Here is a 26302-nt window from a genome sequence, read left to right as displayed (position 1 = left end):
CTAGCCCCAGTGAACTCGTTCAGCTAAAGCTGAACATCGGGGCTTCAGATACAATAATGTCCAGTGGACATTATTGCCGAGTCGCCTTTCCCAATAGGAATACTTAGCGGCGAAGGGGGACTCTACCCCAGCTGAAGTTAACGAAGGACCCACCCCCACTTGTAGGAGTGGGGGTCTTCAAAACTGGATAAAAATTGAGTCCTTTGATGTTGAGGGAGTAACTATGAAAGAAAGAAAATATGTGCTTATAGGATTAAGTATTGGATTCATTCTTTTTTTGTTTGACAGATGGCTAGATTCCCATAATCACTCTTTAAGAATTTCTTGGCTATGGATATTATTGGGCTGGTTTACCGGCAGCCTCTTTATACGGATACATAATGAGCAAAGGAAACGAGAAGAGGCAATAAAAGAAGATCGTCAACGTATGTTTGATTTATTTAACAGTCTTCCAGGAATAGTGATTGTTGTAGGAGAAACTTATGAAGTACACTTTGTTAATCGTAATTATCTTTTGGAATTTGGCGAAAGGAATGGTAAGTTTTGCTATAACATGCTCAAGAGGAATAGACCATGTGAGAACTGTAGAATAAAGGAAGCGTTCTTTACAGGGCAACCCATAAAAGATGAGGAAATTTTTTACAATAGTAAAATTTACGAGGTTAAAATCCAACCGTTTATGGATGTGAATGGAACAAGGCTTGTCATTAAAACCCTTTATGATATAACGGAGCGAAAAAAAGCTGAGCAGGAATTGACACGCTTACATCTAGAAATGGTCAATCTGGAACGTTTTAATTTAGTAGGCCAAATGGCAGCTGGAATAACCCATGAAATCAGGAATCCAATTACAACGGTACGGGGATTCCTCCAGCTGCTTGGCTCCAAACCAGAGTTTCAATTACAAGGAGATACCTTTATGCTCATGATCAATGAGCTTGATCGTGCAAACAAAATTATTTCGGATTTTCTCTCCCTTTCACGTCATTCTCCAAAAGAACAAGATCACCTAAATATCAATGAGATTTTAAGACACTTGTATCCTTTACTTGAAGCAGATTCTCTTTCTCAGGATAAACAAATAAAGTTTCTGCCCGGAGAAACGCCTAAGATCTTACTAAATCCGGATGAGATTTCGCAGCTAGTGCTTAATTTGTGTCGTAATGGTTTAGAGGCGATGCAAGCGGGGGGAACATTGTGTATGTCTACCTATGTCGAGAATAGTCAGGTGGTATTATGTATCGAGGATGAAGGGGGCGGCATTCCAATAGAATACTTAAATGATATTGGAACACCGTTTTTTACAACGAAAGAGAATGGAACAGGGTTAGGGTTAAGTACTTGTTACGATATTGCTAATCGTCATAACGCGACAATTAACTTCAAGAGTAATCCTAGAGGAACAGTGTTTTTTGTATGTTTCCCAATATTAGTGCCCAAAATGGCTAGTTAATATAGCCGAAATTTGCGTAATGTATAATCCTATACATAACAAAAGTCCAAACATTGTATTGGTTTGAGCTGTATCGCGAACTGCAGGCATCATTTGAGAGGGCTGATTTTTGCCGATAAACCCTTTTTTTGCTTGTATGGCTTTGGGAATGCTTAATAAGACAATCAGAAGCAAGGGGGTGACCGACCCTCTAATAACTAATCCTATGATCCAAAGATAAGCTGCAGCGAACATAGCTCCGAGTACGAAAACGGCATGTTCATGTCCAATTAAAATAGCTATTGTCTTTCGGCCCGAAGCCTTATCCCCATCAAGATCGCGTATATTGTTGGCCATATTAATAGCACCGACTAAAATACCGGTAGGTATGGAAACGAGGATACTTTTCTCGTTGATATATCCTGTTTGGACGAAGAATGATATAAGAATAAAAAAAGTTCCCATTAGTAAGCCGGCAAAAATTTCGCCTAGGGGAGTATAGGCTATGGGCAACGGCCCGCCGGTATATAAATAGCCAATCAGCATTCCAACAAGCCCGATTAAGGCTAACCACCAACTGCTGTGAGCACAAATGTAAATGCCAAATAATATGGAAACACCGTAGCATCCCAAGGCGAGCCGCAGCACAGTTTTGGGCCGGAATCCTTCCCGGACAATTGCTCCGCCAATGCCAATAGAATCTATCGTATCCAGGCCGCGTTTAAAATCATAATATTCGTTAAACAAGTTTGTAGCTATTTGGATGAGCAGACAGCTCATGAGCATGGTCCCAAAAACGAGTTTATGCCAAGCGGTATAACCTAGGGATAAGGATGTACCGATAAATACGGGAATAAAGGATGCAGTTAAAGTGTGAGGTCGAGTTATTTTCCATAAAACTTTTAGTTTCCCTGGCTTTTCGGGGGTTGAATAGGGCATAGTATCAGGCATAGTATTCATGATCTTTTCCTTTCATATGAAACATCTGAGATTAAGTTATGAAATAATCTTAGCTTAGCAAGTGATCTTTGCGCAATATAATTATAGCACTGGAATTTAGCTGTGAGAGTATTTAACGGCTAATCATGTTAATTTTGTCTTCTGTATAATCTTGAACATTACGCTAAAAAGTGATATCTTCATTACAGAATTAATACAATTTCAAAGAGGGAGCTTAAGGAAGTAAGCTGAGAGGGCAGTTGATACCACTGCCGACCTTTGAACCTGATCTGGGTAATGCCAGCGGAGGGAAGTGATGATTGAATGATTAATGGTATGTAAACCGCTCATTTCCTAATGGGCGGTTTTTTATTTTCCCATAGAAATTTATCTGGCCGATAGTTGTCCAAGAAAAGAATTTTGATCTTAGTAAATGGAGGAGAGTTTCCGGTGGAAAATCATGAATCTGAGGATAAACGATCTATACCTGTTTTGACGATTGGTGTTGAGGAAAGATTACCTCCCTTGCGTAACGTCTTATATGGGCTGCAGCATGTTTTTGTCTCTAATGTTTGGCTTGACCCCATCTTTGTTGCCGCTATGATCGGTCTTCCAGTTGCTCTAGCCGCTAATATGGTAAATGCAATTTTTATTGCCGCCGGGCTGGTGACGCTCACTCAGGCCACTAGGCTTGCCCGTTTGCCGATTGTCCAAGGTCCATCGGCGGCTTTTGATACTCTGATGATTAATGCGGGTAAGGCCAACAGTCTTCCAGCTGCCGGGGGAAGTATTATGTTAAGTGCGGCCATTGTTTTTCTGCTGGCTGTCACTGGGGTACTTGAGCGTCTGCGCTCCTTATTTACTAAAGCCGTTACCGGGTCAGTGATCATTGCCGTGGGAATCGCCCTCTCGGGATTTACTCTCTATGAATTTTTAGGAGGTTCGCAAGGAATGTCTACCTTCCTTGCCCCGCAGATTCTGGCAATTTCAATTCCGACGGCTCTTGTTGTCATAATTCTGTCGCTTTTTGGCAAAGGGTACTTTCGGACCTACGCTTTTTTGATTGCCCTTGTAATTGGGGATATCATCGCAGCCGCCTTAGGGCAAATTCATTTTTCGGCCATGGCAGAGAAGGCCTGGTTCGGATTTCCAAGATTACTTCCTTATGGTGCTTTAACACTTAATGGGACGGCCTTTGTCACCTTCTTCATTGGTTATATCGTAGCAGTAATTGAAGCACTGGGAGTCTATCATGCGGCCTCGGAAATGGCCGACATCAGCTTAGACGCCCAACGCATCCGCAATGGTTTTGCCGGAGAGGCTGCAGGGTCTATGATTTCTACTCTCATAGGCGGTTTTCCGACCACAGCGTATGCCCAGAATGTCGGGCTCCTTCGTCTGACGGGTGTGGGCTCGCGCTTTACGGTTATGACAGCCGGGGCCATTTTTCTGGTACTTGGCTTTATACCGAAAGCAGGGGCGTTACTGGCCGTAACTCCCGATGCAGTTGTGGGTGGGATCTTTTTGCCGGCTGCTGTTTCGTTAATTTATACCGGCCTTTCCACCCTTAATACCATGGAGAAAACAGAGGCCAATTATATGATAGCGGGATTTTCAATACTGCTTTCTGTATCCTTACCTGGTGCAGTAAAAGGAATGACCGGTCATCTGGGAGATTTTTTATCCAATGGAATTATGATCGGGGCTTCAACGGCCATCATCTTACAAATTATCTTAGTTATGATTCCTGGTTGGCTGAGGAAAAGAGGACGAAAGGAGAACTTATGAATGAAAGGTTGGTCAGAAGAATTAGTAAAGGAAATTTTAGGGTTTATTCATGCTTACTCAGATTGCCACAGCCTCGAGGCTGAACTTGATCCTGAATTTAATGATCTTGCCTTGAACATCTTTAAATTTCAATATGAAGGGAATCCCCACTATAAACGTTACTGTCAGCGTCGTCACAAATCTCCGTTAACCGTTAAACGGTGGGAAGATATCCCCCCGATACCCTTTCAGATGTTCAAAGAAACAGTTCTAGCCTGCGAGCCTATTGAGGAGGCAGAAGCAGTTTTTATGACCAGCGGCAGTACCAACAAAGAAAAGCGCGGACGTCATTATCATCCGACTCTTGAAGTTTGGGATGCATCCATGGTGCCTCCCTTTAAACACTATGTCCTCCCTGATCGGGACCAAATGACGATTTATGTTCTGTCGCCGGCAGAAGATGTCAATGAAAATTCCTCGCTATCCAGGTATTTATCCCTGGCCGTCAAGCATTATGGAACTCGGGACAGTGCTTTTTTCTTCAGTAAAGAGGCTGGGTTTGATATGGCAGGCTTAGTATCCGCTTTACGTAAAAGTGAAGCTAAAGGTGAACCAGTGCTTCTGATGGGTGCTACTTTTGCCTATGTACACTTTTTGGATTATTGCCGGGCGGAGGGATTAGCCTTTAATCTTCCGAATAACAGCAGGATTTTTGACACAGGGGGATTAAAGGGGCAAGCCAGGGAGGTTACAACAGAGGAATTATACAGTTGGTTTAAGGACTATTTTAGTATTGAACGAGAACTTTGCATCAATATGTATGGAATGACGGAGTTGAGCTCTCAACTTTATGATCGTACGATTGCGACAAAGGTTAAGGGTGGACGGGTATGTTTAGAAAAAATAGGACCTGCCTGGACACGGCTTCAAGTGTTGAATCCTGATACGTTGAATCCTGTTCCTTTTGGAGAAACAGGATTGCTTGCACATTACGATTTAGCCAACTGGAATTCTGCTGTTGCTGTCTTGACCGAAGACCTAGGGTATCAAACCGAGAATGGTTTTGTCTTATTGGGACGAACTAAAGGTTCCGAAGCACGTGGGTGCTCCATTGCGATTGATGAAATGCTGGCGGAGCAAACTAGTCGTTAACTAAGAGGTGTTAGTAAATTGGGGCAACACATTTTGGCTTGCTTTGTTCCTAAAGGGATTTGCATTGAAAGCTATGAGGAACATACCTTCGGCGAATACATCCTGGAATTTCCGAATCTGTCCAGCGCTCAGGTTATGGAGCTCAGCACTCGCCTGCGTTTGAACCGCGGCAAGTATTTAGCAAATTTAAAAACTGAGCGTATTGTTGAGATTATTGATAAAACTATTCACTTATGGTTAAATCCTCAATACCCATTGCGCAAACTAGCTGAAACCTTGCTTCCCATGATTACCGGTTATGATGCAGAGATAGTTCGTCTCGAACTTAAACGGTTTCTGAGGGGATTTCGCAAAAAGGATTTATATCGATTTCTTGATGAGGAGTTTGATAACCCAGGGATGTTAGACAATTTCCGTCCCCGTAAATCTGGGGGCTTTACTCGAGCCTATGGACCGGAACTTATCCTCCATTTTTTCTCCGGCAATGTGCCGGGATTACCCATTTGGAGTATGATCATGGGTTTGCTTCTTAAATCTGCCGGGATCGGGAAAACGTCCTCCGCCGAACCTTTAATGGCGGTTTTGTTTGCTCAATCCTTAGCCGAAGTTGACGAAAACTTGGCTGAATGTTTGGCCGTGCTTCCCTGGAAAGGTGGCAGTGCTCAATTTGAAGACGTTCTCCTTGAGAGGGCAGATGCGGTCGTGATCTATGGCTCAAGTAAAACGGTAGAAAAAATAAAGTACAAAGTACGACAGCCGATTCCCGTTCTTGGATACGGTCATAAGATTAGTTTCGCCGCCATCGGTCGGGAAGCTCTGACAGCCGACCGCTATCAGGATACCGTACATCGTCTGGCTAATGATGTTTCGGTCTATGACCAGCAGAGTTGTCTATCCCCGCAGTTGGTTTTCGTGGAGAGAGGCGGTGTAATCAGTCCACAGCAATTTGCTCAGTTTCTTGCTTCTGAACTTGACCGTTACGAGAAACGCCGTCCGCGGGCCAAGCTAGTTGATGCTGAAATCCATTCCATTCGTTCTCTGCGCAATCGCTATGAAGCGGTGGCAATCAGCAATCCCGACATTGATGTTTATGCAAGCAGGGCAGGAACAGAGTGGACGGTTATCTATCATGGGCGGCCGGGGTTTGAAGGCTCCCCTCTCAATCGAACGATCCACGTTTTTGCCTGTCAATGCCTTGAAGAGGCTTTTGGTCACTTGCGGCCCTATCGTTCTTATTTGCAGAGTGCAGGAATAGCAGTCGCTCCGGAGAGGCTTGAGGTCCTTGCGCATTGCTTAGCTCAGGAAGGAGTAAGCCGGATTACAGCAATAGGTCAGATGACCTTGGGAGTATCGGGATGGCATCATGATGCACGTTTTAATTTAGCAGATCTGGTTCGCTTTGTAGATATTGAGCGGAGCGCTGAACAACTTGCTGAATTATACGACCCAGACGTCGAGTAAAGAGGAGGACCTATTTTGAAGGATAAGGTGATCTTAGTGACAGGCGCCAGTCGTGGAATTGGCGGAGCAATAGCCAAACACTTTGCTTCACTTCAGGCAATCGTCATTGTAAATTTTTTGAGAAACACCCAATTGGCGGAGGAAGTTGTTGGGGATATTCAATCACTTGGGGGGCAGGGTTTTGCACTTCAAGGGGATGTTACTCAAGAAGAAGCGGTCAGAAGGATGGTTGAAGAAATCGTTGATAGTTTTGGAACAGTTGATGTGCTGGTGAACAATGCTTTATGTCATTACACGTTTAACCCTAAACTGCGCAAAACAGCCTGGGAATTAGAATGGCAGGATTATCAGACTCAGATTGATGGCAGCCTGAAAGGGACATTTAATACTTGCAAAGCAGTTATGCCCCTGATGAAGCGTCAAAACTTCGGCCGCGTGATCAATATGGTGACCAATTTGATCAATTTTCCTATAGTCCCGTATCATGACTACACCACTGGCAAAGCTGCTGTCTTAGGATATAGCCATAGTCTGGCCAAAGAATTAGGGCCTTTTAACATCACAGTGAACTGTGTCGCACCTGGTCTCACTTATCCCACAGATTCCAGCCGGGATACACAGGAGGATGTCCGCGAATCAATCATCCGCCTTACGCCCCTTGGCAGGCTGGCCAGGCCAGAGGATATTGCCGGAACAGTTGCTTTCCTTGCTTCAGAGGAAGCATCCTTTATTACCGGGCAGACACTTTATGTCGATGGCGGGCTGACCATGAAATAACACTATGCTTTATGGACAGGGTCAAGCAAAAAATTGGTAATTTGTCGTAACCGATTGTTCAACAGAGGAACTATTTAGAGGCAGCTTAACCTAATTTATTGGCCTCAAAAGGAGGATAGCCTGTGAACATAATGATTAATGGTGAAAAGGCAGAATTAAGGGACACTATTAGTCTGCAACGATGGGTAGAAGGACAAAACATTCCCCATAATACTGTGATAATTGAATATAACGGGGAGATTATTCCTGAAGAACATTGGGTGAGTGTTGAATTGAAACAGGGAGATCAATTAGAGATTTTGAAATTTGTTGGCGGAGGCTGATTTGTCCCGATCGAGTTAAAACGTCTAAAGGAAAGCCAATAGCGAAGTTAAAAGATAAGTTAAACAAAAGTTAAAAGAAAGGGTTAGAAGAGAAAGGAGATTGACAGACTATGCAGCAAGTAAATTGTGAACCGCTTAATGATCCCTTCGAGATCGGAGGCCAAAAACTCAGAAGCCGTTTGTTTACAGGTACAGGTAAATTTTCATCCCATGAGTTAGTTCCGCAAATCATTGAAGCTTCCGGGACACAAGTTGTTACCATGGCTTTGCGCCGTTTAGACTGGAAAAACCCTCAAGAAAATATTCTTAATTACATACCTAAGGGTATTACATTGCTGCCTAATACCTCCGGAGCTCGTACGGCGGAGGAGGCAATTCGAATAGCCCGGTTGGCGAAAGCTGCCGGATGTGGAAATTGGATTAAGATCGAGGTTATTCAGGATCAACGGTATCTTTTGCCCGACAATCCGGAAACCCTCATTGCTGCCGAACAGTTGGTGAAGGAAGGATTTGTGGTACTTCCCTACATGAGCCCTGATTTGGGAACAGCCAGGAGGTTGGAGAGCGTGGGAGCCGCTGCAGTCATGCCTTTAGGAGCACCAATAGGAAGCAATCGGGGATTGCAAACCCGAGAACTTATTCGCATTTTGATTGAAGAAATATCCCTGCCCATCATTGTAGATGCAGGAATAGGGCGTCCTTCTCAAGCGGCAGAAGCCCTTGAAATGGGAGCTGCAGCAGTCCTTGTCAACACGGCCATAGCTACTGCTGATCAGCCGCTGGAAATGGCTCATGCCTTCCGTTTAGCCGTGGAAGCCGGCAGAAGGGCTTATCTTGCAGGGCTGAGCGCCCAGCGCAGCCAAGCAGAAGCTTCCTCTCCTTTGACAGGCTTTTTAAGGGAGGAGTAGTTATGTTCTTCGATGAATTTAAGTCCTGGCAAAAAGATTTGACACATTATTCCTTTGAACAAGTTTCTCAGGGCGATGTGGAAAGAGCCCTCGGTCACGAACATCTGGATTTCATGGATTTTTTAGCTCTTCTGTCCCCAGCGGCGAAACTTTATTTAGAACCCATGGCTCAAAAAGCTCATCGACTAACTCTGCAAAATTTCGGCAAATCCATACTCCTTTTTACACCTTTGTATTTAGCAAACTTTTGTTCCAACCAATGTGTGTACTGCAGTTACAATATTAAGAACAAAATCCTGCGACGGAAGTTAAGTTTGGCCGAAGTTGAGGTGGAAGGAAAAGCTATAGCGGAGAAGGGACTTCAGCATTTGCTCTTATTAACGGGAGAATCTCGTCAGGCGAGCAGCCCGGAGTATATCGCCGATTGCACAAGAGTTCTCAGACCATATTTTGCGTCCTTAGGAATTGAAGTTTATCCTCTTGAAACCCAAGAGTACCGGGAGCTTTACGCGGCTGGAATTGACACCTTAACGATTTATCAAGAAGTTTATGATGAAGATATGTATGCCTCAGTACATTTGGCTGGACCCAAACGTATTCACCGTTACCGCCTGGAAGCGCCTGAACGAGCCTGCGAAGCAGGGTTCAGCGGTGTAACCATTGGGGCGCTTTTAGGTTTAGGGGAATGGAGAAAAGAAGCGTTCTTTACGGGATTGCATGCGAGTTACTTACAAAAAACCTATCCTGACGTGGAAATTGCCGTATCTGCACCACGGATGCGTCCGCATGCCGGTTCCTATAAACCGCAATATCCCATTACTGATGCTGAACTTGTCCAAATTCTTCTGGCTTATCGCTTATTTATGCCGCGAGGGGGGATTACTCTTTCAACAAGAGAAAGCGCCCCCATGCGCGATGCTTTATTGCCCTTAGGTATTACAAAGCTCTCGGCAGGTTCTCTAACTTCTGTGGGCGGTTATGCGGAGTCAACGGAAACAGGAAGCGCTCAATTTGAAGTGTCGGATGAACGTTCAGTTGAAGAGGTCGTAGCCATGCTGCGGTCAAAAGGGTACCAACCCGTATTCTGCGACTGGGTTAACCTGCGTGACACGCGTGACAGGCGAGGGGCATAAACCATGAATCCTTTGCTTGAAAGTTTAAAAAATACCTTAGGCGAAAGGTTCTTTTCCCGCTTCACAGGTGCAAAGATCGGGATCGCAGGCGCAGGAGGTTTAGGCTCTAATGCAGCCATGCATCTTGTCAGATCAGGGTGTCAAGACTTAACGATTGTGGATTTTGATCGGATAGAAGCGAGCAATCTTAACCGGCAATTTTATTTTGCCGACCAAGTAGGGCGTTTTAAAGTAGAAGCTTTAGCGGAAAATTTAAAACGTATTAATCCTGATGTGCAATTGCGGATAGCTACAGAAGAAATCGGCAAGGAAAATATCGAGGACTTATTTGCAGACTGTGATCTTTGGCTTGAAGCCTTAGACCGGGCTGAAATAAAAAAACTATTTGTCGAAGCGGCAGTGACCCTTGGAAAAAAAGTTGTAAGTGCCTCAGGGATAGCAGGCTGGGGGAATTCAGACGCCTTAAGGACTCATCAAATTAATTCAAAGTTGGTCATCGTTGGAGATTTAACATCCGAAGTCACTCTGCATCGACCGCCGATGTCCCCAAGAGTCAGCATAGCGGCGGCTAAGGAAGCTGATGTCGTTCTTACTTGGATTTTAGGGCAGGAGGATTGACTTTTATGATTCTACCAAAGGGGATATACGCCCTTACCTCTGAACCTCACTCTCTGGGCAGAAGTAACGTAGAAGTAGGTAAGCAGATTCTAGAGAGCGGTGTAAAAATTCTGCAGTATCGGGAAAAATCGAAAAAGATGAAGGCTATGTATGAAGAATGTCTGGCTTTAAGAACGATGACTCGTGAGGCCGGAGCCTTATTTATTGTCAACGATCATCTCGATTTAGCCCTAGCAGTTGATGCGGACGGGGTCCACGTTGGTCAGGACGATCTGCCCGTTAAGGTTGTGCGAGGAATTGTGGGGCCGAATCGCCTAATTGGTCTGTCTACTCATTCCCCTGAACAAGCCCAAGCCGCAGTAAGGGAAGGAGCGGATTATATTGGTGTTGGTCCAATTTATAAAACTCAGACGAAAACCGATGTCTGTGCTCCCGTTGGTTTAGAGTACTTGCGTTATGTGGTTGAAGACTTGGATATTCCCTTTGTAGCCATTGGCGGAATCAAGGAGCATAATTTACCTGACGTAGTCAAAAACGGCGCTGAGACTGTGGCCTTAGTTACCGAGATCGTTGGCAGTGAGGATATCCCCGGCACTATTTTGAAGTTAAACCGCATCTTGAAAAAGAAAGTTGGCTAAGACACCCCATATCTACGTTATAGGAAGAATGAAAATAGGAAGTGTGGATTGGCCGAGTGTCCCTGAAGCCATGGACGGCGAGAAGGGAACGCCGGCCGTCCATGGCCTATAATAAGCCTTGGGTTGCTATATTGGACAAGAACAAATGGATTGGAATATAAATAATTGATTGTCAAGATAAAGCGATCCTATAGACATAAAACTATTTCCGGTGGTACTCTTTAAGTAAGATCAAGATGGAAAAAGAAATATAATTCGCATATAGATTTTAGATGTTTCAAGAAGAAACATGTGAATGTTAACACTTTAACAAGGAGGGGTTTAATATGGAAAAATGTGCTGAATTTATAAAACGATTTACGTTAAAGGGTCAAGACAGTTGTGTAAGAGAGCTAAGAGAAGAGGAACTCCAAGAGTATCAGCAAGTCTATCATGATCTGATAACAAAACTTATTCAAACAGGCGGCGAGATACCCCGAAATATGGAGATTCAAGTAATTAATAAAGTTGTTACTCAAAATGATGAGGATGTAACTCCCTTGGGGATGGTTCGTGTAAGTTTCGAATATTTGGCGAGGATATTGACCTTTGCTAAAGGACTGGGGATTCAATGGCAAGTTGATATTCGAGAATGTACAGATACTCACTTTAAGGAATTGTCCTATTTTAAAATCATGGTTGATTGTGATAAAGATCTATTTGTGACTATGGCCAAAGAAGCAGGATTTAGGTATCCTAGACTTTGCGTTCAGCAAACAGCCTAATTTTGAAACGGAAAATATATCAAGAAACGAAAAAATAACGTCTTCAAAGATAGACGTTATTTTTTCGTTTCTTAGAGTCAAAATTATTCTCCCAGAGCAGCTAAACTGTAAGATACAACTAATAGGCAGAAAAATGATAGCAATTCGAAAAAAATTATTTTAAACTGGGCTGTTTTAGTATTGTATACATCAAAAAGTCAGCGTCCCAAGGATGCAGTTTGCAGCGCTCCTTTGTTGTTACCCTGCTTTAGTCTGATTTCTCGAGAAGACTGAAGTGCTTTCCTGAGAATGTTACTTTTTTGTTACATATTGGAGATTCAAGAAGGAATATTTAGGAAAAGTGTTGAATTGAAATTTGTAATTTCAAGGAACAACTTTAAAGTGAGATAAGCAAGCAGCGTTTGATTTGTTGTAAAAGATACTGAAATTAAAGAGGGTTGTCAATGGAAGAGGATATGAATTTTCAATACCATCAATTTAATCGGTATAAGTATATCATTGAAAATATTAAAGATGTGGTTTGGGAAATGACTAAGGATTTCGTTTTTACCTTTGTAAGCCCAAACGTTAAGGAGATGACAGGTTATGATGTTGGTGATTTGATAGGACATAAAATGCCGGAGTTTTTGGCTGAAGAGTCAAGAAATCAGTTTATCAATCAGTCCATGCCACGTGTTCAAAAACGAATAGATGGAGATTCCGAAGAAATAATCTTATATGATGTTCAATTTGTTTGTAAGAACGGATTTGTCAAATGGTTTGAAGTATCTTCTAAGCCGATGTTTGAAGAAGAACGATTCATCGGGTACATAGGGACAACCCGTGATATAACAGAAAAAAAAGAATATGAAAGCCAGTTAAAAACTTATATTAACGAGCTAAAGGTAATGAATGGTAAGCTTGAAAAAATGGCCACGTTGGATGCGTTGACTGGGGTATATAACCGCAGAAAATTCAATGATGATCTTAACCTAGTCATTAAGGATAAGGAAAAGTATAATATCTCATTTTCCTTAATATTCTTTGATATTGATCATTTTAAGACGATCAATGATCGATATGGGCATAAAACGGGTGATCTTATTCTGCGGCATATTTCTGATTTAGTATTGATGAATATCAGAAAAACAGATCGCTTATTTCGTTGGGGCGGAGAAGAATTTATCATTATCCTAAATGGATCGGAGTTAGAGGACGCGAGAAAGGTTGCCGATAAAATAAGAAACGTAATCCAAAAACGTGACTTTGGAATAGGACAAAAAATAACCATTAGTTTAGGAGTTGGGGAATATAAACCAAATGAAAATACTGACCAAGTTATAATAAGGCTGGATAAAGCATTATTAGAAGCGAAGTCTAAAGGTCGAAACAGGGTTATCTCCTGCTAAGCTTTATGTCACATAATTACTTAGTACTTTGTTAGACCACCGCAAGTAAATAACGTTTGCTGGTCTATGCTAGTGAGTGTATCGTCCTTGGTAACCAGGGAATTTATATAATTCTTTTGCTGTAAGAGATCGAAATCCCATTTTGGTCCAGAATAAGCGAGCTTCGGCAATTGAACCGAGAACAATGTATTTGAAGCCAAAATCACGAGCAAATTCTTGAAGCCATTGAACACAAAAAGACCCAATTTTCTTTCTTATATACTGTGAGGGTAATATAAGCCGCTCCAAATAAATACCCTGTCTTGTATTACAAAAATGAAAACAAAATTGAGTTGGTTCTACTGTTGTTGGGCCCTCTAAACAAATTGTGTCAGTTCCGTAATTCACAATTTCAAATTGAAGTTTGTGATTTTTAAATATGCGATCGTTAAACGTGTTGAGTGCTATTTTTATTGTCTCAGCAGATAACGTTAAATTAGGACTGGAAACTGAAAATTCATAAACAAAAATTCCGGTATCCTTCAAATTTTTAGGAAAGCATATCATAATTCTCTCCTTTCCATGGCAATGTTACGGTTCATAGATTGAGTTTATAAACTATATGTTTTCGTACAAGCGATTTTGTCAATCTTGTCGAGTATCAGTAAGGAAAAAGAATTAGTCAGAATCTTTATTGACATATGTTCAAAATTAAGTATAATTGACAAAAAGGGCATATGTCAATATCGGGATTGCGGCTAATAAATTGGCTTGACATCGATTTGGAGGGCGGGTTTTGTATTTTGCAAATAAGGGGGTATTCTTAAGTGAAAATTGCAGTTGCCAGTGATAATGGTATGGTTGCCGATCATTTTGGTCATTGCCGTAGTTTCAGTATTTTTTCTGTGGAAAATCATCAAATTGTTAACGTCGAATCATTATTAAACCCTGGACATAAGTCTGGCTTTTTACCCAACTTTTTAAATGACTTAGGAGTAGAAGTTATTGTTTCAGGCGGTATGGGCGGCGGGGCAATAGAAATATTTAACGAGAAGGGAATTCAAGTGATAACAGGCGCCGGGGGACATGCCAAGGTCGTTGCTGAGCAGTATCTGCAAGGTACTCTCAAAACTAATGGTGCTGTTTGTAATGAACATATACATCGGAACGAATGTGGTCGTTAAGATTTGAAAAAAAGCTCTAATTCTTATATAGTAGTAATTAGTAACTGTTACTTTTTACTTAGGGAGTACAAATTAAGGAGGTTATTTTAATGATTGCTGAAGTAAATCAAGATGAATGTATCGGGTGTGAATCCTGCCCTGCCTTTTGTCCTGAGGTATTCAGAATGGGTAATGATGGGTTAGCAGAAGTTTATACAACTCCAGTCCCCAGCGAATGTGAGGAAGCTGCTAAAGAAGCCGCTCAGGGTTGTCCTGCGCATTGTATTTCTATTGAAGAGTAGTATATAAGGAAAAGGAAAGCTGTAGAGGGGGTATGATCATATCCTTCAATACAGCTTTCTTTTATTTCCGTTATAAATTTCCATTTCTATAATTTGTAGCTAAAGAAAAAAGTAATAAGTGCGACCGACAAAGAACCTAATAATTTCAAATCATGATTGCTGATTTGAGTTAGGAGCAACACCTTTGGATGATAGGATTGTCTGCAAATAGAACTACTCCGCAACTGGAGTTTAGTGCTATTTTGTTTACTGATGTTCATTAAAAATAGGTAAGAATTCGACGAGATCTATGGCGATTTGTTGCGAAAACATGAGGCCAAACGGGGTGTCCCTCAAGATAAAAAGGTAAAGGTAATAATGACTAAGAAACTCATTTGCAAAAAAGAGAGTTATTCAGATCAATAACAATTAAAAATATTAATCGATAAGATAGCAATTGACTATAGACTTTGGGCTTTGAGAATGTTATTCTTTACACAAGATCAATGAATTAATAAAGTAGAAGCAGCTAAATGAATTTAAGAATGTGAATGTAAACACTATCTCATAAATAATAACTCAGAGGCCGCACTTATCCCGCAGCTAATTAAGAGTTTTTTCTTAGGGAATGCTATTTCAAGACCTTGAATTAAAGCTATAAAGGAGGCGTTGTATATGTTCGCATGGATTTCGATGATAATGTTAGCTATTTTTCTTGGGGCCTGCGCTGTAGTAATTGCTACTTCTTGTTATCACATTTCGAAACTAATTCACAAGCGTTTCAGCAAGCGCAATTATGTAATTAAACCTCAGCAATTAAAGACTAGTCATGGATAAGAACACTGGGAAAATTCATAGAAATTGAGTCAAAAGGGACTGCCACTTTCAAAAAAGTGGCGGTCCCTTTTAAAATAACCTGAAATCTTCAATTGGTATTTCCTTCGTAAAAGTCTCTGTTGGCGGGTCAATTCTATTGACTTCCGATATCATAGCCTTGATGATTTGAGAACATTCCTTAATAAAGTTATCTAAACCAGGGCTAGTCATTCCCTCTTCATAAATCAGTTTATCATTTAAATAATTATTCAAGTGATATTCTTTGCTTGAAAAGTATTCATCAAATCTTGCTTCAAGTTGCGGCGGTCCAAACTTAGCTGCCTCCCGGCAAACATATAAACGACATAGTGGTGTCGTGGCGTCTTTGGGTAAAATACAACCCGTATTACTTGCAAAGGGACAATGATTAAAACCAGATTTCATTTCCACCATTATTCCGTTAAAGCCTTTGATTATTTGCCCTTTATTTAAAATTAAGGTATAGATCTCTGGATAATTTAGGTGTAAAAACACTAAATCGAAAAGACAAAATTCTGGTTCATAAGAGCAACAACCTAATTTTTTTGGATCATTTGCAGCATTTCGGCAGCAAACTGAACAGAGATTGGTACCAATACTTGGACGTAATGGGTCATTAATAATGGTAAATTCCGCTAACATTCGTAAATCTCGCCCTCCCTCTAATCCTGTTGAGTTTTTAATAACTGTTAAAAAAATAGATCAATTATACTTTAACCACGTCAGCAAGAAGTTCCCTTCCTCAAATCGTCGCAACGATCAGGGAGGGGGTGAATTGCGTTATCTCAATAAATTATTGTCTCTTCGTTGTAGTATAATAAACTTATAGGGAGGTGAACAAGCCATTGCTTAAAGCCTATAAATATCGACTCTACCCGAACCAAGAGCAACAAATCTACTTTGCAAAAACCTTTGGTTGTGTTCGATTTATCTATAATACAATGCTTCATGACAAAATCGAACATTACCAAATCACTCAAACGATGTTGAAAAATACCCCTGCACAATACAAAACTATGTTTCCTTGGCTCAAAGAGGTCGATAGTTTGGCGTTAGCCAACGCTCAGCTTAATCTTGAGAAGGCTTATAAGAACTTCTTTCGCGATAAGAGCGTTGGATTCCCTAATTTCAAGAAAAAAACGAACTATCGTAGCTATATAACCAATAATCAAGACGGTACAGTGTTTATCCAAAATGGATACCTTAAAGTACCGAAACTCAAAACTATGGTTAAAGTACAGCAACACCGAATCTTTGAAGGAATCATTAAATCCTGTACGATTTCGCAGGTCCCCAGTGGCAAGTATTATGCCTCGCTTTTAGTTGAATGCAACATCGCTACGCTTCCTGTACTCACGACTAAAGTGGGTATTGATATGGGCTTAAAAACCTTTGCTGTCTTATCAAATGGTACGGTTGTTAAGAATCCTAAGCATCTTAAGAAGTCTGAGCGACGGCTGACAAAACTACAAAATGATTTGTCTCGCAAGCAAAAAGGTAGCCGCAATCGTCATAAAGCACGGCTGAAAGTGGCTCGTCTCCATGAAAAGATTGCCCATCAACGCTGTGATTTTTTACAAAAAGTGTCGTCTAAGATTATTCACGAAAACCAAGTGATCGTTTTAGAAGACCTTCGCGTTAAAACTATGGTCAAGAATCACAAGCTTGCCAAAGCTATCTCCGAAGCGTCCTGGAGTGAATTTCGCACCATGATAGAGTACAAAGCTCATTGGTACGGACGCGAGGTGATTGTCGCTCCCGCGAACTACGCCAGTAGTCAACTCTGCTCGGTTTGTGGTTATAAAAACGCTGAAGTAAAGAATCTCCAGCTACGAGAGTGGGATTGCCCCTCGTGTGGCACTCACCACGACAGGGATGTCAACGCCAGTAAGAATCTTCTCAACCTTGCCTTATAAATAGGGTATTCTGTGGGGTGGGTCACACCCTTTGAGCTTGGGACAACTTGCTACGTTAGTAGTATTGACCAAGAAGCCCCCACTTCAACGTTCGCAGAACGTAAGTGGTGGGAGCATGTTCACCAAAATACTTAAGGCTTGTAAAGCAGAAAAATGATAATGCTAAGCTATTAAGATAGCTAACGAAAGATTGATGTAATGAAATGAAATCGTGCAAAGAAAAGAGGATGGCAAGTGCATTTTGAAGCTGGATATTTCTCCAAACCGGATAAAAACTTAACAGCCCCTTGGTTATTATTTAAAGGGAACAAAATTGTTACCCTAAATAGGAAACTGCAATTTACATCTTCAGAAATTGAGTCCTATAAATTAAAAAGCTGTTTAATTCAAAGCCAACAAATTGAAGGAATAGACGGGCAGTTGCTTAATGTTGCGGAGCTCAGTCAGGAGACGGTTGTACCGGAGGAGATGACATGTATAAATCTTAGGCAGTTACTGGGTGAAATTCCGGATGAATTATTTTTTTTGGCGGGAAAAGCTTCCCAGCTATTGTTCTGGGATCATACCCATCAATTCTGCAGCCGCTGCGGAGGTCAAACAGAGTATAAGCACGATGAAAGAGCTAAAATCTGTCCTGCATGTGGTTTTGTCAATTATCCGCGAATTTCTCCGGCAATTATTGTAGCGATTATCAAAGAACATGAAATTTTATTGGCCAAGGGGAGCCGCTTTCAAGGCGGTTTCTATAGTGTTTTGGCAGGGTTTGTGGAGCCGGGAGAAACCTTTGAGGAGTGTGTGCAACGGGAAGTAGGAGAAGAAGTCGGCATTAAGGTTAAAAATATCAAGTATTTTGGCAGTCAGCCTTGGCCCTTCCCTGATTCAATAATGGTGGGTTTTACTGCTGAATATGCGAGCGGGGATATAAACATTGATAATAAAGAAATCATCGATGCCGGATGGTTTACTTCGGAAAAACTGCCTCTAATACCAAAGACGGGAAGCATAGCCCGGCGATTAATTGATTGGTTTGTTGAAAGTCAAGATAAGAAGGTTGGATCTTAAGGAAACTGATAACGGTAAAGTATTAATTTTTAATGTATAATATGGAAAAAACAATTAGCTATATTAAAGAACATCTGTATTTTGGAGGATGACGATGGCGACAAATATGATCCTGATTATAACAGCTATTGTTGGAGTACTTATAGTTGTTAAATTTATACGTTTTATTGTTAGAGGAATAGTATTGTTGGCAGTATTAGCTTCGATCATAGTTCTACTTCTGAATATGACCCAGGGAACACCATCGAAAAACCTTACAACAACCAAATTACAAACCACAGTACAAAGCGGACTGGGTAATATTACTCAAAAACTTAAAACGATTAATTATAAGCAAGCCCAAACAAATTTTCAAAATGCACTAAACCAAAGCATAGATTATGGTAAACAAACATTAGCAAAAATAGGTCATTGATTGGAAGTTACATCTGCTGAAAGAATAGGTGAAAAAGAAAAGGCCTAGGCTTTGCACCTAGGCCGGGCCGTCTAAAAATGGAAAGGTTGTGGTGGAACATGAGGTCTCAATAGTTTGCGTAATACCCACAGTTCCCAGATGATTATTGACAACAGGACAATTATAATAATCAATGCCGTTATAATCATATAGCTCACTCCTTTATTTTGTGCTAATCTTAATTGCAAGAGAATTCCTAATACATGCTATTCAGCATGTCCAGCAGATGTTCATGACGTTGAAAATTTGCGCGAAAAAACCCGAGAAATTCTGTAAAATTCTTGTTGATTTGCGGTTGACAAATCCAAACAAGATGAGTATGATACATAGTAATTAAATAACTCACCCTAAACCGTTGAAGTGGAGATAAAAACAAATCGTGCACTTTCAGAGAGCCGGAGTTGCTGTGAATCGGCAGAACGCAGATTGTTAAATGGACCACCGAGGGCGCGATCAAAGGCTTTAGCCAAGTATTTCGCGACGTGAAGGCATACGTCAGTTGCCAGGAATATGATGGTATTCTGTTAAGCGTGCGGAATTTTTTTCCGTGAAGCAAGGTGGCACCGCGGGTATTGTATTGAATTCAACCCGTCCTTGACTATAGTCATTGGACGGGTTTTTTGACGTTTAAAGATAAGGTCCTCCCGTCCATGAACGAAGAGCATGTTCAAAGGAGGTAATTATGTACAGACCAAGCTTAGATGAAGCCAGAGAAATTGCAGCAGGTTACAACCTGATTCCCGTTAGCCGTGAAATATACTCGGATATCAGGACTCCCATCGAAGTGCTGAAAATCCTGAAAGGCGTCAGCAGTCACTGTTTTTTGCTGGAAAGTCTTCAAAGCGCCGAAACGTGGGGACGTTACACCTTTTTAGGTTTTGATCCCAAACTGGAAGTAACCTGTACAAACGGAACGATTACTACCAAATCATTATCGAAAATCAGTTCTCAGACCACAGAACATCCCCGAGAGTATATTCAACAGATCCTTGACGACAATAAAAGCCCGCGGCTTGAGTACTTGCCGCCTTTTACCGGCGGCTTGGTAGGGTATTTTTCTTATGATTATATCAAATACAATGAACCTTCCCTCAAACTGGATGCGGAAGATCAGGAAGGCTTTAAAGATGTAGATTTAATGCTCTTTGACAAGGTCATTGCTTTTGATAACTTGAAACAAAAAATAATTCTGATCGCCAATGTAAGAACGGATAAACTTGCTTCAAATTATAGCAAGGCTGTCAAGGAAATCGAAGCCATGGCTAATCTCATTAAACACGGGGTCTATCGAGAAACTCAACCTGGTAAAGTCACTTCCGAATTTCGCCCGTTGTTTAAGGAAAATGAATATTGCGAGATGGTAAACAAAGGCAAGCATTATATCCATGAAGGGGATATCTTTCAAGTCGTGCTCTCAAATCGTTTCGAAGCAGATTTTGCAGGCAGCCTTCTTAATGCTTATCGTGTGCTGAGAACCTTAAACCCATCTCCCTATATGTTTTATATCTCCAGCAATGATTTGGAAATCGCCGGCGCTTCTCCGGAAACCTTAGTTAAACTTCAAAATGGAACACTATTTACGTTTCCTTTGGCAGGAACTAAACCAAGAGGAAAAAACGCTGAGGAGGACATTCAGAACGAAAAGGATTTGCTCTCCGATCCTAAAGAATTGGCCGAGCATAATATGCTGGTGGATTTGGGCAGAAACGACTTGGGCAGAATCAGCAAATTTGGCACCGTTAAGGTTGAAAAATATCAGTCGATCGAGCGTTTCTCACATGTTATGCACCTCGGATCGACGGTTAAAGGGGAAATAAGAGAGGATAAAAAGGCTTTAGATGCTGTTGATGCTGTACTGCCGGCCGGCACGCTTTCTGGGGCACCTAAAATCAGAGCCTGTGAGATTATCAATGAACTTGAAAATAATAAGCGCGGCATCTACGGGGGAGCCATTGGCTATATCGATTTTACCGGCAACTTAGATACCTGTATTGCCATCCGCATTGTCTTTAAAAAGAACGGCAAGATCTTTGTCCGTTCCGGAGCCGGCATTGTTGCCGACAGTGTGCCGGAAAAGGAATATCAAGAATGCCTCAACAAAGCCCAAGCTGTCATGAAAGCTCTTAAAATGTCTGAGGAGGTTATCGACTGATGATTCTCTTAATCGATAATTATGATAGTTTTTCCTATAACCTCTATCAACTTATTGGTTCCATCAATCCTGATATTAAGGTCATTCGCAACGATGAACTAAGCGTACCGGGAATCGAGGCTTTGGAACCCGAAGCAATTATTCTCTCTCCCGGGCCGGGTAAACCGGCGGACGCCGGCGTTTGTATTGAGACTTCCAGATATTTCGCAGGCAAAATCCCCGTCTTCGGGGTTTGCCTGGGCCATCAGTCAATCTGCGAAGCCTTCGGGGCCACGGTGTCCTATGCTCGACAGCTAATGCACGGCAAACAGTCAGCAATAAAAATAGATACGGATTGTTCGCTTTTTCAAGGCCTGCCGGAAACGATCGCAGGAGCGCGCTATCATTCTCTGGCCGCTCTGGAAGAAACCATTCCCCAGGAACTAAAGGTCATTGCCCGTACGGATGACGGGGAAATAATGGCCGTTAAACACAAGGATTACAAGGTCTATGGTGTTCAGTTTCATCCGGAATCGATCCTCACACCACAGGGGAAAACCATTATGGAAAATTTTTTGAGGGGGAATAAGCATGATAACCGAAGCAATATACAAGGTCATTAAAGGTGAAGACCTGGACTTTGAGACGGCCAAGACGGTTATGGGGGAAATGATGGACGGGAGTGCCACCCATGCCCAAATGGGTGCTTTTCTCGCCGCTCTGAGGATGAAGGGCGAAAGTATTGATGAAATTACCGCCAGTGCCCTGGCCATGCGTGAAAAAGCCCTGCACCTTGATCAGGTTCATGATGTTATGGATATTGTTGGCACCGGCGGCGACGAGGCTGGGACCTTTAATATTTCCACAACGACGGCCTTTGTTGTTGCTGCCGCGGGAGTCCCTGTAGCCAAGCACGGTAACCGCAGTGTGTCAAGTAAAAGCGGAGCAGCCGATGTATTAGAAAAGTTGGGTATTAATATCGCTATTTCTGCTGAGCAGAGCCGCAAAATTTTAGAAACCATTAATTTATGTTTTATGTTTGCCCAAACCTACCATAGCTCGATGAAACACTGTGCTCCTGTACGGCGTGAGATGGGTGTCCGCACGATCTTCAATATTCTTGGTCCGCTTGCTAATCCTGCGGGGGCAAAGCGGCAGTTGATGGGTGTCTATGACGAAAAACTTGTCGAACCCTTGGCAAGGGTGCTTTCTAATCTCGGCGTCAAGCGCGGCATGGTGGTTCACGGTTGTGATGGCTTGGATGAAGCAACACTTACAACGAGAACAAAGGTCTGTGAAATAGAGGATGGCGATCTTAAAAGTTATTATCTGGACCCTCAGGAATTAGGATTTGATTATTGTAATTTGGAGGAGCTTATTGGAGGGAATGCTGAAGAGAATGCCCAGATAACCCGTAGTATTTTAAACGGTTCTGAGCGGGGGGCCAAACGTGATGTTGTCATTCTCAATGTTGCTCTCTGTTTGTACTTGGCTGACAAGGCTGCGACGATTCAGGATGCTGTCCCTCTTGCCCAAGACCTTATCGACAGTGGCGCAGCTCTCAGAAAGCTTGAAGAATTTGCCAGACTCTCCAATGAGGTGCTGGGACATTGATTTTAGAGAAAATAGCGCAGCGAACTGTGGAGCGAGTCGCTGAACTGAAACGAGAAAAAGCGGCAGCGCAAGTAATTTCAGAAGCCAAGGCCTTAGATCCTGAGACAGGCTTTCCCTTTGAAGAGGCTCTCAGAGCTGAGGGACTATCCTTTATCTGCGAGGTAAAAAGGGCTTCACCGTCTAAGGGGATTATTGCTCAAGATTTTCCTTATTTACAAATTGCTAAGGACTATGAGTCGGCAGGTGCCGCAGCGATTTCTGTACTAACAGAGCCCTATTGGTTTCAAGGCCAAGACCGCTACCTCACGGAGATCCGCCAAGAAGTAAAGCTTCCGCTCCTGCGCAAAGATTTCATTGTCGACAGCTATCAAATATACGAAGCCAAGATCATTGGAGCCTCTGCTATCCTGCTCATCTGCGCTTTGTTGGATACGGATACTCTTAAAAACTATTTGGAAATTGCTCGTAGTTTGGGTTTAAGTGCCCTTGTGGAAGCCCATACCGAAGAGGAGGTCAGCTCGGCTTTGCAAGCCGGGGCCAGGGTGATCGGAGTCAATAACCGTAACCTTAAAACCTTTGAAGTTGATCTGAACACCAGCATCAGGCTGCGTGCATTAGTCCCTAAAGACATTCTCTTTGTCTCGGAAAGCGGCATTAGATTGCCGGAGGATGTGGCTGTCTTAAAGGCTAATAAGACCGACGCCGTTCTGATCGGGGAAACCTTGATGCGCAGCCGGCATAAAAAAGAAGAGCTTGCACTGCTTCGGGGGGACGATTAAGCCATGAAAATTAAAATCTGCGGACTCTTTCAAAACTGTGATATTGACTTTGTCAATGAGGCTAAACCAGATTTTATCGGTTTTGTTTTTGCCAAGAGCCGCCGACAGGTAACTGTGGAATGGGCAAAGACCGTGCGGCCGAAACTAAGTCCGGAAATCACACCAGTGGGTGTCTTTGTTAATGAATCGTTAACCAAGATCGCTGATCTTTTGAATAGTAATATTATTGAAATGGCTCAGCTCCATGGGAACGAAGGTGAAATCTATATCCGGGAACTAAAAACTTTGACTGATAAACCGATAATTAAGGCGATTCAGGTGAAAGCACACGCTGATATTGAGGCGATGCAGGACAGCGCGGCCGACTTTTTACTCCTTGATCACGGAGCAGGCGGGACCGGTCAGACTTTTGACTGGAGTTTGGTCGGAAGAGTGAAGATACCCTTTTTCTTGGCCGGGGGGCTGAAGGCAGATAATATTGATCAGGCAATCAGAGCAGTAAAGCCTTATGCCGTTGATCTCAGCAGCGGAGTGGAGACGGATGGGAAGAAAGACAAGGCTAAAATTTTAGAAATAGTTAGGAGAATGCGATATGAGTAAAGGCAGATACGGCATTCACGGGGGGCAATATATCCCGGAAACTCTGATGAATGAAATCATCAATCTGGAAAAAGTTTATGAACATTTTAAGAATGACCCCGAGTTTAAGGCGGAGCTTAAAAAGCTGCTGAATGAGTATGCGGGAAGACCTTCGTTGCTCTACTATGCCGAGAAGATGAGCAAAGACTTAGGGGGGGCCAAAATCTATTTAAAGCGTGAAGACCTGAATCATACCGGTTCCCATAAAATCAACAACGTTTTAGGGCAGGCTTTGATGGCTAAGAAGATGGGCAAGACACGCGTTATCGCCGAAACAGGGGCAGGACAGCATGGCGTTGCTACGGCTACGGCTGCGGCCTTGTTGGGATTGGAATGTGAGATTTTTATGGGTAAAGAAGATACGGATAGGCAAGCACTTAACGTTTACCGGATGGAGCTGCTGGGAGCCAAGGTTCATGCTGTAACCAGCGGCACTATGACCTTAAAGGATGCCGTAAACGAAACTATGCGTGAGTGGACAGCTCGTGTTCATGATACTCATTATGTTTTAGGGTCCGTAATGGGTCCTCATCCCTTCCCCATGATCGTCCGTGATTTTCAAAGCGTGATCAGTGAGGAGGCCAGAGAACAGATTCTGGAACTTGAGGGCAAACTTCCCGATGTGGTGCTTGCTTGTGTCGGCGGCGGCAGCAATGCGATGGGGATGTTCTACAATTTCATCGCTGACGAAGGGGTTAAATTAATTGGCTGTGAAGCGGCGGGACACGGAATTGATACGGAGAAGCATGCTGCTACCATCGCTAAGGGGAAATTGGGGGTTTTCCATGGTATGAAGTCTTACTTCTGCCAGGATGAATATGGGCAAATTGCCCCGGTCTATTCGATTTCCGCCGGTCTCGATTATCCGGGGATAGGGCCGGAACATGCCAATCTTCACGATTCAGGCAGGGCGGAATATGTCCCTATTACTGATGAGGAGGCGGTAGAAGCTTTTGAGTATCTAGCCAGAACTGAAGGAATTATTTGTGCGATTGAGAGTGCTCATGCTGTGGCTCAGGCCAAGAAAATTGCCGGAAATCTGAGCCAGGATCAAATCATCATCATCTGTTTGTCAGGACGAGGAGATAAAGATGTTGCCGCGATTGCGCGCTACAAGGGGGTAAGTATCTATGAGTAATATTGCAGAGGCCTTTAAAAACGGGAAAGCCTTTATCGGATTTGTCACAGGCGGAGATCCTTCACTAAAAAAGAGTGAAGAATTCATTTTGGCAATGGTTCAGGGCGGTGCTGATTTAGTAGAAATCGGTATACCTTTTTCCGATCCTATTGCTGAGGGACCGGTTATTCAAGAGGCGAACATTCGGGCCCTTGCAGCCGGAGCAACCGTGGACAAAATTTTTGATCTGGTGGTTTCTGTCCGCCAAAAGACTAAGGTGCCTCTCGTTTTTCTAACCTATTTAAATCCCGTCTTTAATTATGGGTACTCCCGCTTTTTTCAACGCTGTGCTGAAGTCGGGGTTGACGGCATTATTATTCCTGATCTGCCTTATGAAGAAAAAGGTGAGCTGACTGAAATCGCCGCCGGTTTTGGAGTTGACGCGATTTCCTTAATCGCCCCCACTTCGGAACAACGCATTAAACAGATTGCCGCGGAGGCGACAGGTTTTATTTATGTGGTCTCTTCCATGGGTGTCACAGGCATGAGAAGTGAAATTAAAACAGACTTAAGCTCGATCATAGGTGTTATCAGGGAAGCGAGCTCAGTTCCCACAGCGGTTGGTTTTGGCATCAATACGCCAAAACAGGCCGAGGAAATTGCCAAAATTACGGATGGCGTGATTGTGGGCAGCGCGATTGTCAAAATCGTTGAGAAGTACGGGGAAGAGGCCGGCCCTTATATTTATGACTATGTTCGAGGTATGAAAGACGCTGTGAGAGATATCGTTTAATAGGGATATTATTTGTTTTGGCAACTGGAATAACATCGAAAAAAAGAAAATAACAGCTCGAATGATATGCTCCCCTTGTGGTAGACAGTTTAAAAAATAAAACTGTTTATTGCAAGGAGGAGCTTTTTATGTCCCGTAAATCTAAAATACCAGGATCAGAAAAGATAGTAGCTATTGAAAAATATCTTCGTGGTGAGGATTCACTTAATCATTTAGCTA

27 protein-coding genes and 1 riboswitch are annotated in these 26302 nt (G+C 42.6%); of the genes, 25 read left to right on the top strand and 2 right to left on the bottom strand.

The features are described from left to right. Window positions 1-223 precede the first annotated feature (223 nt). Entirely contained in the window at window positions 224-1453 is a 1230-nt protein-coding gene (locus ACPUYX_RS14605) for an ATP-binding protein (RefSeq protein ID WP_426380364.1), read from the top strand. Here the strand turns inward: ACPUYX_RS14605 and ACPUYX_RS14600 are convergent. Then, window positions 1430-2392 carry a 1,4-dihydroxy-2-naphthoate polyprenyltransferase gene (locus ACPUYX_RS14600; protein ID WP_426380363.1) on the bottom strand — a complete coding sequence of 321 codons (963 nt, stop codon included), beginning with the start codon at window positions 2390-2392 and terminating at the stop codon, window positions 1430-1432. The genes ACPUYX_RS14605 and ACPUYX_RS14600 overlap by 24 nt on opposite strands. 196 nt (window positions 2393-2588) lie before the next feature. Next, a riboswitch (TPP riboswitch) is annotated at window positions 2589-2700 on the top strand. 121 nt (window positions 2701-2821) lie between these two features. Between ACPUYX_RS14600 and ACPUYX_RS14595 the strand changes: the two genes are divergently transcribed. The 14 genes from ACPUYX_RS14595 (at window position 2822) to ACPUYX_RS14530 (ending at window position 15560) form a co-directional block, all read left to right on the top strand. Next, window positions 2822-4159 (top strand): solute carrier family 23 protein, encoded by a 1338-nt coding sequence (locus tag ACPUYX_RS14595; RefSeq protein WP_426380362.1) that lies wholly within the window; start codon window positions 2822-2824, stop codon window positions 4157-4159. Beyond that, window positions 4160-5290 carry a CoF synthetase gene (locus ACPUYX_RS14590; protein ID WP_426380361.1) on the top strand — a complete coding sequence of 377 codons (1131 nt, stop codon included), beginning with the start codon at window positions 4160-4162 and terminating at the stop codon, window positions 5288-5290. A gap of 18 nt (window positions 5291-5308) precedes the next feature. Beyond that, window positions 5309-6751, top strand: coding sequence for an acyl-CoA reductase (locus ACPUYX_RS14585; protein ID WP_426380360.1), 1443 nt, complete (start codon window positions 5309-5311; stop codon window positions 6749-6751). A gap of 15 nt (window positions 6752-6766) precedes the next feature. Next, window positions 6767-7528: an SDR family oxidoreductase gene (locus ACPUYX_RS14580; protein WP_426380359.1), complete on the top strand. Its 762-nt coding sequence runs from the start codon at window positions 6767-6769 to the stop codon at window positions 7526-7528. Between the two features lie 131 nt (window positions 7529-7659). Continuing rightward, entirely contained in the window at window positions 7660-7851 is a 192-nt protein-coding gene (thiS, locus tag ACPUYX_RS14575) for a sulfur carrier protein ThiS (RefSeq protein WP_426380511.1), read from the top strand. Window positions 7852-7961: 110 nt separating this feature from the next. Beyond that, the gene (locus tag ACPUYX_RS14570; RefSeq protein WP_426380358.1) at window positions 7962-8759 is read left to right on the top strand and encodes a thiazole synthase; all 798 of its coding nucleotides are present in this window, start codon (window positions 7962-7964) and stop codon (window positions 8757-8759) included. 2 nt (window positions 8760-8761) lie between these two features. Further along, a complete protein-coding gene (thiH, locus tag ACPUYX_RS14565) occupies window positions 8762-9892 on the top strand; it encodes a 2-iminoacetate synthase ThiH (RefSeq protein WP_426380357.1) in 1131 nt (376 codons plus the stop codon). A gap of 3 nt (window positions 9893-9895) precedes the next feature. After that, on the top strand, window positions 9896-10510 hold the full coding sequence (thiF, locus tag ACPUYX_RS14560) for a sulfur carrier protein ThiS adenylyltransferase ThiF (RefSeq protein ID WP_426380356.1): 615 nt from the start codon (window positions 9896-9898) through the stop codon (window positions 10508-10510). A gap of 5 nt (window positions 10511-10515) precedes the next feature. Then, window positions 10516-11148 carry a thiamine phosphate synthase gene (thiE, locus tag ACPUYX_RS14555; RefSeq protein WP_426380355.1) on the top strand — a complete coding sequence of 211 codons (633 nt, stop codon included), beginning with the start codon at window positions 10516-10518 and terminating at the stop codon, window positions 11146-11148. A 326-nt stretch (window positions 11149-11474) separates the two neighbouring features. Then, window positions 11475-11912, top strand: a complete 438-nt coding sequence (locus ACPUYX_RS14550; protein WP_426380354.1) for a hypothetical protein — start codon at window positions 11475-11477, stop codon at window positions 11910-11912. A 443-nt stretch (window positions 11913-12355) separates the two neighbouring features. Then, window positions 12356-13300 (top strand): sensor domain-containing diguanylate cyclase, encoded by a 945-nt coding sequence (locus ACPUYX_RS14545; protein WP_426380353.1) that lies wholly within the window; start codon window positions 12356-12358, stop codon window positions 13298-13300. An 836-nt stretch (window positions 13301-14136) separates the two neighbouring features. Continuing rightward, window positions 14137-14463 (top strand): NifB/NifX family molybdenum-iron cluster-binding protein, encoded by a 327-nt coding sequence (locus ACPUYX_RS14540; RefSeq protein ID WP_426380510.1) that lies wholly within the window; start codon window positions 14137-14139, stop codon window positions 14461-14463. An 89-nt stretch (window positions 14464-14552) separates the two neighbouring features. Beyond that, window positions 14553-14744: a ferredoxin gene (locus ACPUYX_RS14535; protein WP_088225851.1), complete on the top strand. Its 192-nt coding sequence runs from the start codon at window positions 14553-14555 to the stop codon at window positions 14742-14744. Window positions 14745-15398: 654 nt separating this feature from the next. Next, entirely contained in the window at window positions 15399-15560 is a 162-nt protein-coding gene (locus tag ACPUYX_RS14530; RefSeq protein WP_426380352.1) for a hypothetical protein, read from the top strand. A gap of 69 nt (window positions 15561-15629) precedes the next feature. Here ACPUYX_RS14530 and ACPUYX_RS14525 read toward each other — a convergent pair whose 3' ends face one another. Further along, window positions 15630-16220 (bottom strand): hypothetical protein, encoded by a 591-nt coding sequence (locus ACPUYX_RS14525; protein WP_426380351.1) that lies wholly within the window; start codon window positions 16218-16220, stop codon window positions 15630-15632. A 203-nt stretch (window positions 16221-16423) separates the two neighbouring features. On the opposite strand from ACPUYX_RS14525, the gene tnpB reads away from it, so the two are divergent. The 10 genes from tnpB to trpA all read left to right on the top strand — a co-directional run bounded on the left by tnpB (window position 16424) and on the right by trpA (window position 26083). Continuing rightward, the gene (gene tnpB / locus ACPUYX_RS14520; RefSeq protein WP_426380350.1) at window positions 16424-17494 is read left to right on the top strand and encodes an IS200/IS605 family element RNA-guided endonuclease TnpB; all 1071 of its coding nucleotides are present in this window, start codon (window positions 16424-16426) and stop codon (window positions 17492-17494) included. A 234-nt stretch (window positions 17495-17728) separates the two neighbouring features. Beyond that, the gene (gene nudC / locus ACPUYX_RS14515) at window positions 17729-18556 is read left to right on the top strand and encodes an NAD(+) diphosphatase (RefSeq protein ID WP_426380349.1); all 828 of its coding nucleotides are present in this window, start codon (window positions 17729-17731) and stop codon (window positions 18554-18556) included. Between the two features lie 94 nt (window positions 18557-18650). Beyond that, window positions 18651-18971 (top strand): hypothetical protein, encoded by a 321-nt coding sequence (locus tag ACPUYX_RS14510; RefSeq protein WP_426380348.1) that lies wholly within the window; start codon window positions 18651-18653, stop codon window positions 18969-18971. 721 nt (window positions 18972-19692) lie between these two features. After that, window positions 19693-21162: an anthranilate synthase component I gene (gene trpE / locus ACPUYX_RS14505; protein ID WP_426380347.1), complete on the top strand. Its 1470-nt coding sequence runs from the start codon at window positions 19693-19695 to the stop codon at window positions 21160-21162. Continuing rightward, entirely contained in the window at window positions 21162-21764 is a 603-nt protein-coding gene (locus ACPUYX_RS14500; protein WP_426380346.1) for an anthranilate synthase component II, read from the top strand. Before trpE ends, ACPUYX_RS14500 begins: the two co-directional genes overlap by 1 nt. Further along, window positions 21733-22755 (top strand): anthranilate phosphoribosyltransferase, encoded by a 1023-nt coding sequence (gene trpD / locus ACPUYX_RS14495; RefSeq protein ID WP_426380345.1) that lies wholly within the window; start codon window positions 21733-21735, stop codon window positions 22753-22755. The genes ACPUYX_RS14500 and trpD overlap by 32 nt, the downstream gene beginning before the upstream one ends. Then, a complete protein-coding gene (gene trpC, locus ACPUYX_RS14490; protein ID WP_426380344.1) occupies window positions 22752-23534 on the top strand; it encodes an indole-3-glycerol phosphate synthase TrpC in 783 nt (260 codons plus the stop codon). The genes trpD and trpC overlap by 4 nt, the downstream gene beginning before the upstream one ends. Window positions 23535-23537: 3 nt before the next feature. Further along, window positions 23538-24134: a phosphoribosylanthranilate isomerase gene (locus ACPUYX_RS14485; RefSeq protein ID WP_426380343.1), complete on the top strand. Its 597-nt coding sequence runs from the start codon at window positions 23538-23540 to the stop codon at window positions 24132-24134. Continuing rightward, entirely contained in the window at window positions 24127-25311 is a 1185-nt protein-coding gene (gene trpB / locus ACPUYX_RS14480; RefSeq protein WP_426380342.1) for a tryptophan synthase subunit beta, read from the top strand. The genes ACPUYX_RS14485 and trpB overlap by 8 nt, the downstream gene beginning before the upstream one ends. Further along, on the top strand, window positions 25304-26083 hold the full coding sequence (gene trpA / locus ACPUYX_RS14475) for a tryptophan synthase subunit alpha (RefSeq protein WP_426380341.1): 780 nt from the start codon (window positions 25304-25306) through the stop codon (window positions 26081-26083). The genes trpB and trpA overlap by 8 nt, the downstream gene beginning before the upstream one ends. The last annotated feature ends 219 nt before the right edge of the window (window positions 26084-26302 follow it).

The sequence above is a fragment of the Desulfosporosinus sp. SYSU MS00001 genome, assembly GCF_049943955.1.
Classification (GTDB): Bacteria; Bacillota; Desulfitobacteriia; order Desulfitobacteriales; family Desulfitobacteriaceae; genus Desulfosporosinus.
This window is presented reverse-complemented; position numbering and strand designations above follow the sequence as displayed.